The 16955-nt window shown below is 41.2% G+C and carries 12 protein-coding genes; 3 read left to right on the top strand and 9 right to left on the bottom strand.

What is annotated here, in order from left to right; all coding sequences use genetic code 11:
- Nucleotides 1-195 precede the first annotated feature (195 nt).
- From glgA to P5Y91_RS02740, 6 genes are all read right to left on the bottom strand, one after another.
- Nucleotides 196-1623 carry a glycogen synthase GlgA gene (glgA, locus tag P5Y91_RS02765; RefSeq protein WP_277838928.1) on the bottom strand — a complete coding sequence of 476 codons (1428 nt, stop codon included), beginning with the start codon at nucleotides 1621-1623 and terminating at the stop codon, nucleotides 196-198.
- Nucleotides 1623-2759 carry a glucose-1-phosphate adenylyltransferase subunit GlgD gene (glgD, locus tag P5Y91_RS02760; protein WP_031573430.1) on the bottom strand — a complete coding sequence of 379 codons (1137 nt, stop codon included), beginning with the start codon at nucleotides 2757-2759 and terminating at the stop codon, nucleotides 1623-1625. The genes glgA and glgD overlap by 1 nt, the downstream gene beginning before the upstream one ends.
- Nucleotides 2749-3891, bottom strand: a complete 1143-nt coding sequence (locus tag P5Y91_RS02755) for a glucose-1-phosphate adenylyltransferase (RefSeq protein WP_014713084.1) — start codon at nucleotides 3889-3891, stop codon at nucleotides 2749-2751. The genes glgD and P5Y91_RS02755 overlap by 11 nt, the downstream gene beginning before the upstream one ends.
- Nucleotides 3892-3941: 50 nt before the next feature.
- Nucleotides 3942-5849, bottom strand: coding sequence for a 1,4-alpha-glucan branching protein GlgB (glgB, locus tag P5Y91_RS02750; RefSeq protein ID WP_118228344.1), 1908 nt, complete (start codon nucleotides 5847-5849; stop codon nucleotides 3942-3944).
- A 329-nt stretch (nucleotides 5850-6178) separates the two neighbouring features.
- On the bottom strand, nucleotides 6179-7912 hold the full coding sequence (gene ptsP / locus P5Y91_RS02745) for a phosphoenolpyruvate--protein phosphotransferase (RefSeq protein WP_277838927.1): 1734 nt from the start codon (nucleotides 7910-7912) through the stop codon (nucleotides 6179-6181).
- 3 nt (nucleotides 7913-7915) lie between these two features.
- Nucleotides 7916-8179 carry a phosphocarrier protein HPr gene (locus P5Y91_RS02740; protein ID WP_003006411.1) on the bottom strand — a complete coding sequence of 88 codons (264 nt, stop codon included), beginning with the start codon at nucleotides 8177-8179 and terminating at the stop codon, nucleotides 7916-7918.
- A 475-nt stretch (nucleotides 8180-8654) separates the two neighbouring features.
- Between P5Y91_RS02740 and nrdH the strand changes: the two genes are divergently transcribed.
- The 3 genes from nrdH (at nucleotide 8655) to nrdF (ending at nucleotide 12219) form a co-directional block, all read left to right on the top strand.
- On the top strand, nucleotides 8655-8873 hold the full coding sequence (gene nrdH / locus P5Y91_RS02735) for a glutaredoxin-like protein NrdH (protein ID WP_049483904.1): 219 nt from the start codon (nucleotides 8655-8657) through the stop codon (nucleotides 8871-8873).
- Between the two features lie 113 nt (nucleotides 8874-8986).
- Nucleotides 8987-11146 carry a class 1b ribonucleoside-diphosphate reductase subunit alpha gene (gene nrdE, locus P5Y91_RS02730; RefSeq protein ID WP_277838926.1) on the top strand — a complete coding sequence of 720 codons (2160 nt, stop codon included), beginning with the start codon at nucleotides 8987-8989 and terminating at the stop codon, nucleotides 11144-11146.
- 113 nt (nucleotides 11147-11259) lie between these two features.
- Nucleotides 11260-12219, top strand: coding sequence for a class 1b ribonucleoside-diphosphate reductase subunit beta (gene nrdF / locus P5Y91_RS02725; protein WP_031573445.1), 960 nt, complete (start codon nucleotides 11260-11262; stop codon nucleotides 12217-12219).
- A 374-nt stretch (nucleotides 12220-12593) separates the two neighbouring features.
- Here the strand turns inward: nrdF and alaS are convergent, their stop codons facing one another.
- The 3 genes from alaS to prsA form a co-directional block, all read right to left on the bottom strand.
- Nucleotides 12594-15212, bottom strand: a complete 2619-nt coding sequence (alaS, locus tag P5Y91_RS02720) for an alanine--tRNA ligase (RefSeq protein ID WP_277838925.1) — start codon at nucleotides 15210-15212, stop codon at nucleotides 12594-12596.
- A gap of 24 nt (nucleotides 15213-15236) precedes the next feature.
- On the bottom strand, nucleotides 15237-15722 hold the full coding sequence (locus P5Y91_RS02715) for an LURP-one-related/scramblase family protein (RefSeq protein ID WP_070589439.1): 486 nt from the start codon (nucleotides 15720-15722) through the stop codon (nucleotides 15237-15239).
- Nucleotides 15723-15975: 253 nt separating this feature from the next.
- The gene (gene prsA / locus P5Y91_RS02710; RefSeq protein WP_049496749.1) at nucleotides 15976-16920 is read right to left on the bottom strand and encodes a peptidylprolyl isomerase PrsA; all 945 of its coding nucleotides are present in this window, start codon (nucleotides 16918-16920) and stop codon (nucleotides 15976-15978) included.
- Nucleotides 16921-16955: the final 35 nt, after the last annotated feature.

Here is a 16955-nt window from a genome sequence, read left to right as displayed (position 1 = left end):
AGGACCTGATTGTTTTTAGAGAGGTTGGGATCCTTTCTAGAAATAAGAACCTTCCCGGGATTTTTTACCTTTACCTATCTTATCTTTTTTCTTCTATTTTAGCAAGCTCTAAAACTCAAAAAAATAAACCGTTTTCTTTATAGGAAGAAAGCAACACAAAAAACGCCTCGAAAGGCGTTTGTATTATAGATCTATTTATAAGGATTGGTACAAATCATTGTATCGTTGACTAGCCGTATCCCATGAGAAGTCACGCGTCATAGCTTGCTCTTGGAGACCATACCAAGCCTGTTTGTCATTGTAGTAGACAGCCAAGGCTTCATCAACCGCCCAGTTAAACCAATAACCAGACAAATTATTGAAGCTAAAGCCTGTTCCACTTCCATCAACAGCATTAAACGGTTGAACGGTATCACGAAGTCCGCCGACTTCATGCACCAAAGGAAGGGTTCCATAACGCATGGCCATCATTTGAGAAAGGCCACACGGTTCAAAGCGACTTGGCATCAAGAAGACATCCGACGCTGCATAGATTTCTTGAGCCAATTGGACATCAAATGTGATATTCGCTGAAAGTTTATCTGGGTAGGCTTGACCAAACCAAGCAAAGGCATTTTCAAATCCAGGATCTCCTGTACCGAGCAAAACAATCTGAATATCCTTTTGCAAGAGTTGATGCAACTCTTCTACCACCACATCAAAACCTTTTTGACGTGTCAAACGAGAGACGATCCCAAACAAAGGAACATCATCGCGAACAGGTAGACCAACACGTTCTTGAAGAGCTCGTTTGCTAGCTGCTTTACCTGAAAGATCTGAGAGACTGAAGTGATACGTCAAGAGTGGATCCGTTTCAGGATTATACAGATCTGCATCAATCCCGTTAACAATTCCGGTCACCTTGCCAGACTCCATCCGAAGGATCTGATCCAAGCCACAACCATATTCAGCAGTCATAATCTCATGCGCATAGCTAGGAGAAACCGTTGTTACACGGTCAGCATATAGAATGCCGGCTTTCATCCAGTTCAGGCAATCATTCCACCGAAGCGTTCCATCTGCATAGCGTTCAAATCCAACTCCGAATAGGTCCCACAACATTCCTGGGTCGAACTGACCTTGGAATTCCAAATTATGGATAGTCAATACTGTTTTAATTTCATGATAAGCTTGAATCCAACGGTATTTTTCCTTCAGCAAGAAAGGAATCATCGCCGTATGGTAATCATGGGCATGAAGAACATCTGGAATGAAGTCAACCCGTTCCATCGTTTCTAAAGCCGCGAGCTGGAAGAAGGCGAAGCGTTCTCCATCATCAAAGTCACCATAGACATGACCTCTAAAGAAATAATGTTGGTTATCAATAAAGTAAAAGGTGACTCCATCACGCACAATACGTTTCACACCAACATATTGACTTCTCCAGCCAACCTTGGTCTCAAAATGCAAAACATCTTCGATTTGATCTCCAAACTTAGTCTCTACCATATCATAGTAAGGGAGGATCACGCGCACATCATGACCACTTTTCGCTAAGGATTTAGGAAGAGCGCCAATAACGTCTCCCAATCCGCCTGTTTTAGAAAATGGTGCACCTTCAGCTGCAACAAATAATAGTTTCATTAGACAATATCCTCTGTAACAATCGTTCCTTTTTTAACCACGACAGGTGCTTCTTCTGTCCCACGAATCGTCACACCAGCAGCCACTTCGACACCCTTATCCAGGATGGCATATTCGACGATTGCATTTTCATGAATCACAACACCAGGGAAGAGAAGACTACTGCGGACTTCTGAACCTTCATGAAGGTGTACCCGCCGTGAAACAACGGAGCGTTCAACGGTTCCTTCTACAATACTACCCGAAGCAAATTGAGACGTTTTAATATGTGAAGTCTTGGAATAATACGTTGGTTCTTCATTCTTCACTTTCGTATACACCTTTTGGTTTGGTGAAAAGAGCTTCATGAATTTTTGGTTTTCCAACATATCCAAGTTTGCATGGTAGTAGGATTCAACTGAATGAATATTGGCTAGGTAACCTGTATATTCAAAAGCAAAAGCATTGTATTCCACCGCCAAATCACGCAAGATATAGCGCAATTTTTGTGGGTATTCTTTCTTGGCTTCTTCTTCAATTTTTTCAATCAACCAAGGAGTATCCACAATAAAGACATCTGTCGACATGTTGTAGACTTCGTCAGGATCCTTGCCATCGAAAAGTCTTTGCTCTGTAACATGGTCTGTTTCATCAATTTCCAAGATAGCATTGACTTCAGAGATATTTTGAAGATGCAACTTCTTATAAACCACTGTAATCGGACGGTCAACGCTATTATGCAAGTGGAAAACTTGATTGAGGTCAATATTCATCAAGACATCACAGTTCAAAGCAACTGTTTGGTTGGAACCAGACCGTTTCAAATAGGTCAATAATTGTTGGTAGTATTCTGGCCCTACATTTGTATTTTCAACAGGAGTGTTATAGATTCCGAGGTAATAGTGGCTCAATAAAGTAGACAAGCCCCACTCACGACCTGAACGAATATGGTCAAAGACCGAACTAATATTTTCTTGTTGGAAAATCCCAAAAACACTACGAATACCAGCATTCGCAAGACTAGACAACGGGAAGTCAATCAAGCGGTATTTCCCATCAAATGGTAGAGATGCTACCGGACGATGGCTGGTCAAAGTGGACATATCATGATACCCAACTGTATTTCCTAAAATGGCTGAATATTTATCAATCTTCATCTGTTGCTACCCCCACTTTTTCATTGTAACCGACAACTTGTACTTCCTCTGTTCCATCAATCACGACACCTTCTGCAATGACTGCACCTTCCCCGATAATCGCGCGTTTCACGACAGCTCCTTTACCGATAATGGCATTGCTCATCACGACAGCATCTTCGACAACTGCTCCTTCACGAACTTGAGCTTCTGTTGATAAGATGGAGTGTTTGACTGTACCGTCTACCGAACAACCGTCGACGACAAGAGAATCTTCGACGTGGCCATGTTCCCCAAAGAAGTTCGGTGGAGAAATGAGGTTGCGTGAATAGATTTTCCAGTGACGATCGCGACTATCCAAGGCATTATTTGGATCGATATATTCCATATTGGCTTCCCAAAGAGACTCAATCGTACCAACGTCTTTCCAATAACCATTGAATTCATAAGCATAAACACTTTCGCCTGATTCTAGATACGTTGGAATGACATTTTTACCGAAGTCTGACATATCGATATCACTCTTTTCAGCAGCAACCAACATATTGCGGAGACGAGCCCAGTCAAAGATGTAAATCCCCATGGAAGCCTTGGTAGATTTTGGTTCAGCTGGTTTTTCTTCAAATTCGACAATCCGATTATTGGCATCTGTATTCATGATTCCAAAACGGCTTGCTTCCTTCAAAGGTACATCTAGGACGGCAACAGTTAAGCTTGCATTATTATCCTTGTGCGCTTGAAGCATATCATCGTAATCCATCTTATAGATGTGGTCCCCAGATAGAATCAAGACATATTCCGGATTGATGCTATCGATATAGTCGATGTTTTGAAGAATAGCATGGCTAGTTCCTTCAAACCAACGATTTCCTTCACTAGCTGAATAAGGTTGGAGAATAGACACACCCGTATTGATTCCATCTAAACCCCAGCTGGAACCATTCCCAATATGGCTGTTAAGGGCAAGTGGTTGATACTGTGTAATCACACCAACATTGTGAATTCCTGAGTTGGCACAGTTTGAGAGAGCAAAATCGATAATCCGATAGCGCCCACCAAATTGAACCGCAGGTTTCGCGATGTTTTTGGTTAATTTTCCAAGACGTGTTCCTTGCCCACCGGCAAGAATTAAAGCGAGCATTTCATTCTTCATTGACTACTTCCTCTTTTTAAAGCTTGGACTCCCTTAGAGTCAACCGATCATCATTTTTTATCTGATGTTTTAGATTTCGTTTTGCGAACCTTCCGTTTCACCTTCCAAATGCTAGCTCCTAAAGCCGGCAAAGTAAAGGTCAAAGTTTGTTCATAATCCTTCCACAGTCCATCTTGAGACTGAACTGTCGGATTGTGCTCTTTCCAGACACCTCCCCATTCTTCTAATTCTGTATTCCAAATTTCTTCATAGACCGCTGATATAGGCACACCAATCGTAAAGTCCTTGCGTTCTACTGGTGCCATATTAAAGACGCACACCAAAAGATCACCCTTACGATTTTTCCGGATCATAGACAAGACGCTCTGATCCCGGTTATCTGCATCAATAATCTCTAAGCCATCAAAGCTATCATCAATCTCCCACAATTCCTTGTGTTCTTTGTAGAAATGATTGAGCTGAGAAGTGAAACGACGCATCTTAGCATTCATTTCATCCTCTAGATTGCCCCATTCCAATTGCTCTTCTGACTTCCATTCCAAAAATTGACCAAATTCTGAACCCATAAAGAGTAATTTCTTACCTGGATGGCAAATCTGATAGGTCAAGAGGTTACGGAGTCCAGCAAATTGATTGTAACGATCTCCCCACATCTTATGCATCAAACTCTTCTTACCATGCACCACTTCATCATGTGAAAATGGTAGTAAGAAGTTTTCAGAAAATGCATACATGAAACTAAAGGTTACCAGGTTAAAGTCAAATTTCCGGTAGATGGGATCTTCTTCGTAGAATCGAAGGATATCATTCATCCACCCCATATTCCATTTATAGTCAAAACCAAGTCCACCTTCTTCTTCAGGACCCGTGATCTTTTGACCAGCAGAACTTTCTTCTGCAATCATCATGACATCTGGGTGTTCGTTCTTGATAATCGCATTCAAACGTCTAAGGAAATGAACGCCTTCGTAGTTGAGGTTTCCACCATCAATATTTGGTGTCCATGGACCACTATCGTAGTCAAGATAGAGCATATTGCTCACAGCATCGACCCGAATCCCATCTAAATGATAGGTATCAATCCAAAACTTCAAACTAGAAATCAAGAATGACTGGACTTGATTCTTCCCTAAATCGAAGTTCAAGGCTCCCCATCCGTAGTTATGGGCACGATGTTCATCCTGGTATTCAAAGGTTGGTGTTCCATCATAATAAGCCAAGGCATCATCATTGATAATGAAATGTCCTGGTACCCAATCCACGATCACTCCGATATTGTTGAGGTGGCATTCTTCCACGAAGTCTTGAAACTCTTCTGGGCTACCATAAGTCTGCTCGAGTGCAAAATATCCCATGAGCTGATAGCCCCAACTCAAGCCCAATGGATGGGCCATCACTGGCATAAATTCCACGTGGGTGTAGTTCATCTCTACCAGATACGGAATGAGTTCATCTTTTAGTTGTTTGAAGGTGTAGGAACTGTGATCCTCATTTCGTTTCCAAGATCCTGCATGAACCTCGTAAATATTAACAGGTCGTTCCTTAAAACCAAGTTTTTTACGGCGTGCTCTCCAGAGACCATCTTTCCAGTTTTTCTCTGGAATGGTCTTAATAATAGATCCTGTATTGGGTCTCTTTTCCATCCATAACGCTAGAGGATCGATTTTTTGCACCTGATGACCATTTTGTCGAGTCACCAAATACTTGTATATATCTCCCTCTTTTGCATCGGAACAGAAGACTTCCCAGACGCCTCCTTCATTACGAACCATTGGAATTTTATGAGCTTCCCAATCAGTGAAATCACCAATCAGATCCACCGCCTGAGCATTGGGAGCCCAAACACGGAAGGTAAAGCCTTCTTGTTCTCCCCTTGTTTCCTTGTGAGCTCCTAAGTACTCTTGAAGATGGAAATTATCCCCTCTTCCAAATGTCCATAAGTCTGTGCTTCTATCCATATACTCACCTCTTTATTTTTTGAAAGCGTTTTCTAGTTGTTTTTATTTTACTATAAAATCACTTAATTTTCAAGTTGATTCCTGTAAAATCATGTAAATTTATCAGGAAAAGTTTTTCCATTTTCTTTCCCGAACCTTTTACTTCATTCCTTCGCTTTCCTCCTAATCTTACTTACGATTATACTATATATACGAGGAAAATTAAACAAAAAACCGAACATTTAAATCACTATTTTTATTACTAACTAGTTTATTACGAATAAAATGAACATTTTTATGTACAATGTAAAAAAAGACTAAGACAAATTTGTCTTAGTCTTGATCGACTCTTAGTCTACGTTCACGTATTCTTTTGAAAGTTCAAGAACTTCTTCCATTGTTGAACATTCAGTCAGAGCACGGTTAGCGTATTCTTGCATTTTAGCTGTGTCGAGTTTCTTCATCAAGCTACGTGTACGAAGGACAGATGTCGCTGACATAGAGAACTCATCCAAGCCCATTCCGACAAGAAGTGGAACAGCAGTTTGGTCACCGGCCATTTCACCACACATACCTGCCCATTTGCCTTCAGCGTGAGCTGCTTTGATCACGTTATTGATCAAACGAAGGATTGATGGGTTATATGGTTGGTAAAGGTATGAAACTTGTTCGTTCATACGGTCAGCAGCCATTGTGTATTGGATCAAGTCATTTGTACCGATTGAGAAGAAATCAACTTCTTTAGCAAATTGGTCCGCAAGCATTGCTGCAGCTGGGATTTCAATCATGATACCTACTTGGATATCATCTGCCACAGCAACACCTTCAGCAAGCAATTTAGCTTTTTCTTCTTCAAGAATACCTTTAGCAGTACGGAACTCCGTCAACAAAGCAACCATTGGGAACATGATCCGCAATTTACCGTGAACAGATGCACGAAGCAAGGCACGCAATTGGGTACGGAACATTTGATTACCAGTTTCAGAGATAGAAATACGCAAAGCACGGAAACCTAAGAATGGGTTCATTTCTTTAGGAAGGTCGAAGTAAGGAAGTTCTTTATCCCCACCGATATCCATTGTACGAACAACCACAGGTTTACCATTCATACCTTCAAGAACTGCTTTGTAGGCTTCGTATTGGTCATCTTCCGTTGGGAAGTCTTGAGAATCCATGTACAAGAATTCTGTACGGTAAAGACCAACAGCTTCTGCACCATTATCGTTTACACCTTCAACGTCTTTAGGTGTACCGATGTTGGCAGCCAACTCGAAGTGTTTTCCATCAGAAGTCACTGTTTTCGCATCTTTAAGGAGAGCCCATTCAGCTTTTTGTTTAGCATAAGCTTCACCAGCTGCTTTGAACTCTGCAATTTGTTCTTCAGTAGGGTTGATCACCACTTCACCAGTGATCCCTGAAACAGCCAAAACATCACCATCTTTGACAAGTTCTGTGATGTTATTTGTACCAAGAACAGCTGCGATTTCAAGTGTACGAGCCATGATAGCTGAGTGACTGGTACGTCCACCGATATTCGTAACAAAAGCTTTTACATACTTTTTGTTCAACTGCGCTGTATCAGATGGAGTCAAGTCATGCGCAACCACGATTGCTTCTTCATTGATAGAAGCAGGGTTTGGCAATTTCTTACCAAGCAAGTTGGCAAGGACACGTTTGGTAACGTCACGAATATCTGCCGCACGTTCTTGCATGTAAGGATTGTCTTCCATTCCTTCAAAGATCGCAATGAACATGTCAGTGACTTCTTTCAAGCCTGCTTCTGCATTGATTTTTTTCGTACGAATTGTTTCTTTGATCTGACCAATCATTTCAGGGTCAGCAAGAACCATCATATGCGCATCAAAAACTTGCGCTGCTTCTTCACCAAGGCTTGCTACTGCATTCTCCCGGATAAGAGAAAGCTCGTTTTGTGAAGCTTCAAGAGCTGCATCCAAACGAGCTTCTTCTGCACTTGTATCTTCGACTGAAACAGTCTCAAATGATAAGTCTGGTTGAATGAGCAAATATGCCTTAGCAACGGCAACACCGTCAGATGCTGCAATTCCTTTTAGCATTTTTGTCATATTTTAAGCCAATCCTTCTTTAGTCATTGTTTCTGAGATAGCTGCGATAGCATCATCAGCGTCAGCACCTTCTGCAGAGATTACAACGTCTGCTCCTTGACCAACACCAAGGCTCATAACACCCATGATTGATTTCAAGTTAACTGATTTACCTTTGTATTCAAGAGTAATATCTGAAGCAAATTTGCTAGCAGTTTGAACCAACAAAGTTGCTGGACGTGCGTGGATACCTGTTTCTGCCACGATGTGGAAATCTTTAGAAGCCATAGTTTGACTCTCCTTTTTAAAAATAGTTTTTGAGTTACCTTTTGATAACCCTTACAATTTGGTATTATATCATCTTTTGAAATTTTTTTCAAGATTTTTATCACTGACTTACAGAAAAAGACTGCGAAAAATCCCAATTTAGATACATTTTAAGAAGCACTTGAAGAACAGAGGAAATATCTTTTCAATTTTCTACTATATTATAAGTAACATTTTCCTCCGCTTTCAATGAAAAGAAGCTCTTTAACCACAGGATATTGATTCACCAAAAAATTATAACTAATTAAAGATGCTTTAAAGCCTATTCCTATCCCATTTCTTCGATTTTCACACTTTTCACTCACCACAATATATTGTGCTTTGAAAACTCCATTTCATCTCTTTGCACAATATTTAGTTTTATTTTGTTGACAAGTTGCTGGATTTTGTTTATACTGTTTACAGATTTATATTTCGATAGGAGAACGGAAAAGAAATGGTAACCATTTATTCAAAAAATAATTGTATTCAATGCAAAATGACCAAGCGATTCCTCGATAGCAATCATGTGGAATACCGCGAAATTAACTTAGATGAACAGCCAGAATTTGTAGAGCATGTTAAGAACCTTGGTTTCAATGCTGCTCCAGTTATTCAAACACCGGATGAAGTATTTTCTGGTTTTCAACCAGCTAAGTTGAAGAAACTTTCTTAATTAACACAGTATTTTGCTTAAATAGGGTCTAGCGTTAGCAACCTAACACTAGACTTTTTACTTGGAAAGAGAGGACTTCTCCTCTTCATTTTTTGAACTAGAAAAGGATTATTATGGGATTAAAATCTCTTGAAGATGTGACGTATTTTCGTCTTAACAATGAAATCAACCGTCCAGTAAACGGCCAAATCATGCTTCATAAAGATAAAGAAGCTTTGGATGCGTTCTTTAAAGAAAATGTTGTACCAAATACTAAAACCTTTGACTCGATTACAGACAAGATTCAGTACCTTCTCGAGCACAATTACATTGAGAGAGCTTTTATCGAGAAATACCGTCCTGAATTTTTGGAAGAATTGGCCCAATTTATCAAAGATCAAAACTTCCAATTCAAGTCCTTCATGGCTGCCTATAAATTCTATAACCAGTATGCTCTGAAAACAAATGATGGAGAGTACTATCTCGAAAGCATGGAAGACCGCGTCTTCTTCAATGCTCTCTACTTTGCGGATGGAAATGAAGAAATTGCTAAAGACATCGCAAATGAAATCATTCACCAACGCTACCAACCAGCTACTCCTTCTTTCTTAAATGCTGGACGTGCACGTCGTGGTGAATTGGTATCATGTTTCTTGATCCAGGTTACAGATGATATGAACTCTATCGGACGTTCTATCAACTCAGCTCTTCAACTTTCACGTATTGGTGGTGGTGTAGGGATTTCACTCAGCAACCTTCGTGAAGCTGGAGCACCAATCAAAGGGTATGAAGGAGCCGCTTCTGGAGTGGTTCCAGTTATGAAACTCTTCGAAGATAGCTTCTCTTACTCTAACCAATTGGGACAACGCCAAGGGGCTGGGGTGGTTTACCTCAACGTCTTCCACCCAGACATCATCGCCTTCCTTTCAACTAAGAAAGAAAATGCTGATGAAAAAGTTCGGGTGAAGACTCTCTCACTTGGGGTCGTCGTGCCAGACAAGTTCTACGAGTTGGCGCGTAAGAATGAAGAAATGTACCTCTTCAGCCCATACTCTGTGGAACGTGAATACGGAGTACCATTTAACTACATCGACATCACTGAAAAATACGATGAGTTGGTTGCTAATCCAAATATCCGCAAGACTAAAATTAAGGCACGTGATTTGGAAACTGAAATTTCTAAATTGCAACAAGAATCTGGCTATCCATATGTAGTCAACATTGATACTGCTAACCGGGCAAACCCTGTTGATGGAAAAATCATCATGAGTAACTTGTGTTCAGAGATCCTTCAAGTTCAAGAACCAAGCTTGATCAACGATGCCCAAGAATTTGTTCAAATGGGAACAGACGTCTCCTGTAACCTTGGTTCAACCAACGTAGTTAACATGATGACTTCACCTGATTTTGGTCGTTCGATTCGTGCCATGGTTCGTGCTTTGACCTTCGTTACAGATAGCTCTCATATCGTAGCCGTTCCAACTATTGACCACGGAAATAAACTGGCGCATACCTTTGGTCTTGGAGCCATGGGACTTCATAGCTACCTTGCCCAACAATTGATCGAATACGGATCACCGGAGTCTATTGAGTTTACGAGCATCTACTTCATGCTCATGAACTACTGGACTCTCGTAGAATCAAACAACATTGCGCGCGAACGTGGTGTTACCTTCCACAACTTCGAAAAATCTGATTATGCCAATGGTACTTACTTTGATAAGTACACGACTGGAGAATTTGTACCAAAATCTGATCGCGTCAAAGAACTCTTTAAAGATATCTTTATCCCAAGTGCTGAGGATTGGGCAGAACTGCGTGCTAAAGTTCAAGCAGATGGTCTTTACCACCAAAACCGCCTAGCTGTCGCACCAAATGGATCTATCAGCTACATCAATGACGTATCTGCTTCTATCCACCCAATTACACAACGGATTGAAGAACGCCAAGAGAAGAAAATCGGTAAGATCTACTACCCTGCAGCAGGATTGTCAACGGAAACGATTCCTTACTACACTTCTGCCTACGACATGGATATGCGAAAAGTCATCGATGTCTATGCTGCTGCAACTGAGCATGTAGACCAAGGTCTTTCACTGACTCTCTTTATGCGCAGCGATATTCCAAAGGGTCTTTACGAATGGAAAACTGAAAACAAACAAACCACTCGTGACTTGTCTATCCTTCGGAACTACGCCTTTAACAAGGGTATCAAGTCTATCTACTACGTCCGTACCTTTACAGATGATGGTGGAGAAGTTGGCGCCAACCAATGTGAAAGCTGTGTCATCTAATCCGCTATCCTAGATAGCTATCAAAAGTCGGTTCGCCGACTTTTTGTGCGGTATTCTATCAATTTATGGTAGAATAGTAACGATTGAATGAATAGAAAAAGAAAGTGATGCAAATGGAAACATACTACAAAGCCATTAACTGGAATGCGATCGAAGATGTCATCGATAAATCGACCTGGGAAAAACTGACAGAGCAATTCTGGTTGGATACACGTATCCCTTTGTCAAACGACTTGGATGACTGGAGAAAGTTATCTAATAAAGAAAAAGACCTAGTTGGTAAAGTCTTTGGGGGATTAACTCTTCTAGATACCATGCAATCTGAAACAGGTGTTCAAGCCCTTCGTGCGGATATTCGTACTCCCCATGAAGAAGCTGTCTTTAACAACATCCAATTTATGGAATCTGTCCATGCTAAGTCATACTCTTCTATCTTTTCTACTTTGAATACCAAGTCAGAAATCGAAGAGATTTTCGAATGGACCAACACCAATCCTTTCCTTCAAAGGAAGGCAGAAATCATCAACGAAATCTATCTCAATGGGACTCCCCTTGAAAAGAAAGTCGCCAGCGTTTTCCTTGAGACCTTCCTCTTCTACTCTGGTTTCTTCACACCTCTCTACTATCTTGGAAACAACAAATTGGCCAACGTAGCTGAGATCATCAAGTTGATCATTCGGGACGAATCAGTTCACGGAACCTATATCGGCTACAAGTTCCAACTTGGATTTAACGAATTACCAGAAGAAGAACAAGAAAAACTCAAAGAGTGGATGTATGACCTGCTCTATACCCTCTATGAAAATGAAGAAGGCTATACAGAGAGCCTCTATGACGGTGTGGGCTGGACAGAGGAAGTCAAGACCTTCCTTCGCTACAATGCTAATAAAGCCCTCATGAACTTGGGACAAGATCCACTCTTCCCAGACTCAGCGGATGACGTCAACCCAATCGTTATGAACGGAATCTCAACCGGTACATCTAACCACGACTTCTTCTCTCAAGTCGGAAATGGTTACCTTCTCGGTGAAGTAGAAGCCATGCAGGATGACGATTACAATTACGGACTATAAGAAGAAAAACCTTTCCGTTTGGAAAGGTTTTTAAATGTAGACAACCTATTGTTTTACATAAAACAGATAGATGATTTTCAAAAAATGACTTTTATTTTTTAAAGATTAAAAACTTTCCGCCGTGAGAAAAGTGTCTGAGACATAGTAGTCTCAGACACTCGGAATTCTTGAGACCTTAGTCTCAAGAATTAGTCATGGAACTTCGTAGAAGTTCGCTGACGTCCGTACTCACCTAAGGAAAGTTTTTCAGAAGACTTTATCTTCAATCTGAAACCTTTCCAGACGGAAAGGTTTTTTTGTTGCAATCTTTTTCTAATTGGATCTGCTTCTTTTTTGAAAAAAGAGGTTGAACAAACATCCAACCTCTTCGATAATTACAATTTACCTGCTACAGCATCCAACAATTCTTGGATCTTGGCTTGGTTGCTTCCTCCTGCCATGGCCATGTCTGGTTTACCACCACCACGTCCATCGACGATTGGAGCCAATTCTTTGATCACATTACCTGCATGCACATCTTTTGTCTTGCTGGCTACAAGGACATTGACCTTGTCACCGATGGCTGCGACAAGAACAAGCACATCAGAGTAATCTTTTTGTTTCCAGTTATCCGCAAAGGTACGAAGGGCACCTGCATCTGATACAGAAACTTGGCTGGCAATGTAACGGTGTCCGTTTGCTTCTTGAACATTCTTGAAGACATCACCTGCTGCCGCTGCTGCTGCTTTTTCCTTCAATTCTGCATTTTCTTTTTGCAATTGACGGAGTTGTTCTTGAAGACCTTCCACCTTGTGAGGGACTTCTTTGAGTTGAGGAGCTTTCAAAGTTGCTGCGACTGCTTTCAGAGCATCTTCTTGTTCACGATAAGCTTCAAAGGCTTCCTTACCAGTCACTGCCAAGATACGACGAGTTCCTGATCCGATCCCTTCTTCTTTGACAATCTTGAAGAGACCAATTTCAGAAGTGTTACCTACGTGAGTACCACCACAGAGCTCAACAGAGTAATCACCAATAGTGACAACACGGACTTCCTTACCGTATTTCTCACCAAAGAGGGCCATGGCTCCCATTTCTTTAGCAGTATCGATATCTGTTTCAATTGTTTCGACTGCGATCGCTTCCCAAATCTTTTCATTGACTTGTTGTTCAATAGCTCGCAATTCTTCAGGAGTTACGGCTTGGAAGTGGGTAAAGTCAAAGCGAAGGAATTCTACTTCGTTGAGAGATCCTGCTTGGGTTGCATGGTTACCAAGGATATTGTGAAGAGCCGCATGGAGCAAGTGAGTCGCAGTGTGGTTCTTCATGACACGATGACGACGATTGGTATCGATCGCCAAGGTGTATTCTTGGTTCAAGGCAAGAGGAGCAAGAACTTCAACCGTATGAAGCGGTTGTCCATTTGGTGCCTTTTGTACATCTGTTACAGTCGCTACGACGTTTCCTTGAGCATCCAAGATTTGACCATGGTCCGCAACTTGTCCACCCATTTCAGCATAGAATGGAGTTTCTGCAAAGATCAGTGATGCAGTCCCTTCAGATACAGCTTCTACTTCTGCATTGTCCGCTACAATAGCCACCAACTTAGAAGGCAATTGGCTAGCATTGTAGTTGAAGCTACTTTCAACTGTAATGTTTTGAAGGGTTTCATTTTGCATCCCCATGGATCCGCCTTTAACAGCTGATGCACGCGCACGTTCTTGTTGTTCCTTCATGGCTGCTTCAAAACCTTCACGGTCGACTGTCATACCTGCTTCTTCTGCGATTTCTTCTGTCAATTCCACTGGGAATCCGTATGTATCATAGAGTTTGAAGACATCTTGACCAGCAATCACTGTTTGACCTTTGGCTTTCAAGTCTTCAACGATGGTTTGGGCAAAGTGTTGACCAGAGTTCAAGGTACGAGCAAATGATTCTTCTTCACTCTTGATAATTTTTTCGATAAAGTCTTGTTTTTCAAGTACTTCTGGGTAGTAGCTTTCCATGATCTTCCCAACGGTTGGAACCAATTTATACAAGAAGGTTCCTTCAATCCCCAATTTTTGACCATGCATGGAAGCACGACGGAGGAGACGACGAAGAACGTAACCGCGTCCTTCATTACCTGGAAGAGCCCCATCTCCAATCGCAAATGAAAGCGAACGGATGTGGTCAGCAATCACCTTGAAGCTCATGTTATCGCCATCTGGATCATAGGTTTTACCAGACATCTTTTCCACTTCACGGATGATCGGCATGAAGAGGTCTGTTTCAAAGTTAGTCTTCGCCCCTTGGATAACGGCTACCAAACGTTCCAAACCTGCGCCCGTATCAATGTTCTTGTGTGGTAATTCCTTGTATTCGCTACGAGGAACTGCTGGGTCAGCGTTAAATTGTGACAAGACAATGTTCCAGATTTCGATGTAACGGTCGTTTTCGATATCTTCCGCAAGCAGACGAAGACCGATGTTTTCAGGGTCAAAGGCTTCTCCACGGTCAAAGAAGATTTCTGTATCTGGTCCAGAAGGTCCCGCACCGATCTCCCAGAAATTGTCTTCGATTGGGATCAAGTGACTTGGATCTACCCCAACAGCGATCCAACGGTTGTATGAATCCTTGTCGTCAGGGTAATAGGTCATGTAAAGTTTGTCTTTAGGGAAATCAAACCATTCCGGACTTGTCAAAAGCTCATAAGCCCACGTAATGGCTTCATCACGGAAGTAATCTCCAATAGAGAAGTTCCCCAACATTTCAAACATGGTATGGTGACGGGCAGTCTTCCCTACGTTTTCGATATCGTTGGTACGGATGGCTTTTTGAGCATTGGTAATCCGTGGATTTTCAGGTTTGATGGTTCCGTCGAAGTATTTCTTAAGAGTGGCAACCCCTGAGTTAATCCACAAAAGCGTTGGGTCGTTTACTGGAACCAAGCTAACAGATGGTTCTACAGAGTGACCTTTGCTTGCCCAGAAATCAAGCCACATTTGACGGACTTGTGCACTAGATAATTGTTTCATATTTTTCTCCTAATTTTTTTAAGCTTAATTTGCGCCAGCTTCTAACATTTCGACATAATCGATGGCGACACAAAGTGAGATGACTAAATCAGCGTATTCATCCTCATAGACCGATACTTGGTAGGTAGAGGTTAGATGAAAGAGTTCCTTGCTAATCTCAGCGACGATTTGATCCCGATCATCGAATAATTTGAATTCTAGGTCCCAGATATTTCCTTGTACCCGAAGTCCCAAATCTTCGATATCGTATTTATCCCTGAAGAGCGTCAGTTTTTTATGGATAAAAAAGCGGTCCCCATCCTTCAACTCAACCACAAACTTAGGAAGAAGGCTGATTGTTTTTTTAACGATGTGGCTCACTTCTTGTCCATTCTTATCGTAGATGGTAAAAGTCTTGGGAATCTTAAGAAAAGATCCCTCAACCTGGTACTCAACATTTCCCAACTCATCTTTGATATCGAACCGCTCGCCACCCAATCGAAATTTTTGTTTCACTTGATAGGTTCGCATCTTTTGATCTCCTTTAAAAAGCTCCAGACAACTGCCCATAAACAAAAAACAAGCCACTAAACGAAGGGCGAAAAACCGCGGTACCACCTTCATTCAATGAACTTGTCATTCTTCATTTTATATGCAATTGTCTCAGCCGAGTAGCAAAATCATTTCTCTTCCATGGCTCGCACCCCCGCCACTTCTCTGATTCCGAGTAACAATGATTTATTCTCAACTATTTCATTATACAAGTTCCAAAAGGAACCGTCAACTATTTTTTAGATGATGAGCTGCTATCGCTCGTTTGAACACCGATATTTTGCAAATATTGGTTAAATGTTGATTTGAAGGCATCATCTTTGACCTTGATATTGGCATTGGTCATCGCTTTTGCAATAATGCTACGGATGTAGTTGGTATCTTGCTTACGACCATCAACAATGATCTCTTTCAAACGTTTTTCGTATTTCTTCCAGTCAGAGCCTTTTTCTGTCTTCTTATTCAATTTGACAATATAGTAGCTAGCAGAATAGTTTTGACCTGCTGAAACTGTGATCACATCTGAAATCCCATTTTCATCCAACTTAAAGGCAGCTTCTTTGACTTGAGATGGAATATCTGCTGTTCCTGAATCAAACTTGACTTCGCCACCTTTGTCTTTTGTAGCAGTATCTGTTGAATTGTCTTTGGCGATTTGGGCAAAGTCTGCACCTTCCGCTTTAGCTGCTTCCAACACTTCTTTTGCTTTATCTTCTGAATCTAACTTGATAATTTGTGCTGTTACTTCTGGTGTGTAAGATTCAAAAGCCGCCTTGTAGTCAGACTCTTTGATATCTTTCTTAGCAGCTTGGTTGACTGCATATTCCAACAACATATTGCTACGGATTTGTTTCTTCGCTGTTTCTTCCGTCAAGCCTTGTTGCGCCAAGTAAGCATCGAATTGCTTGCCTAATTGTTTCTTTTGTTTAGCCAATTCTTTATCGACTTCTTTATCAGAAACTTTTGATCCATATTCTTTTTCAAAGACTTTATTGATGGTCATTTGGAAAAGAACTTGTTGAGCACCTTGGTTGTTTTTGATTTCATTATAGAAATCAGAAACTGTAATCGTGTCCCCTTTCATGGTCACGATATCTTTGTTTGTGCCATTGGCACACGCTGCTAGTGTTACGACTGATAGCAAGGTCACAGCACCTGCTACAAGTTTTTTCTTCATGAAAATTATTCTCCGTTCCTTTTTAAACTTCTTCT

The sequence above is a fragment of the Streptococcus taoyuanensis genome (assembly GCF_029589235.1).
Classification (GTDB): Bacteria; Bacillota; Bacilli; order Lactobacillales; family Streptococcaceae; genus Streptococcus; species Streptococcus taoyuanensis.
This window is presented reverse-complemented; position numbering and strand designations above follow the sequence as displayed.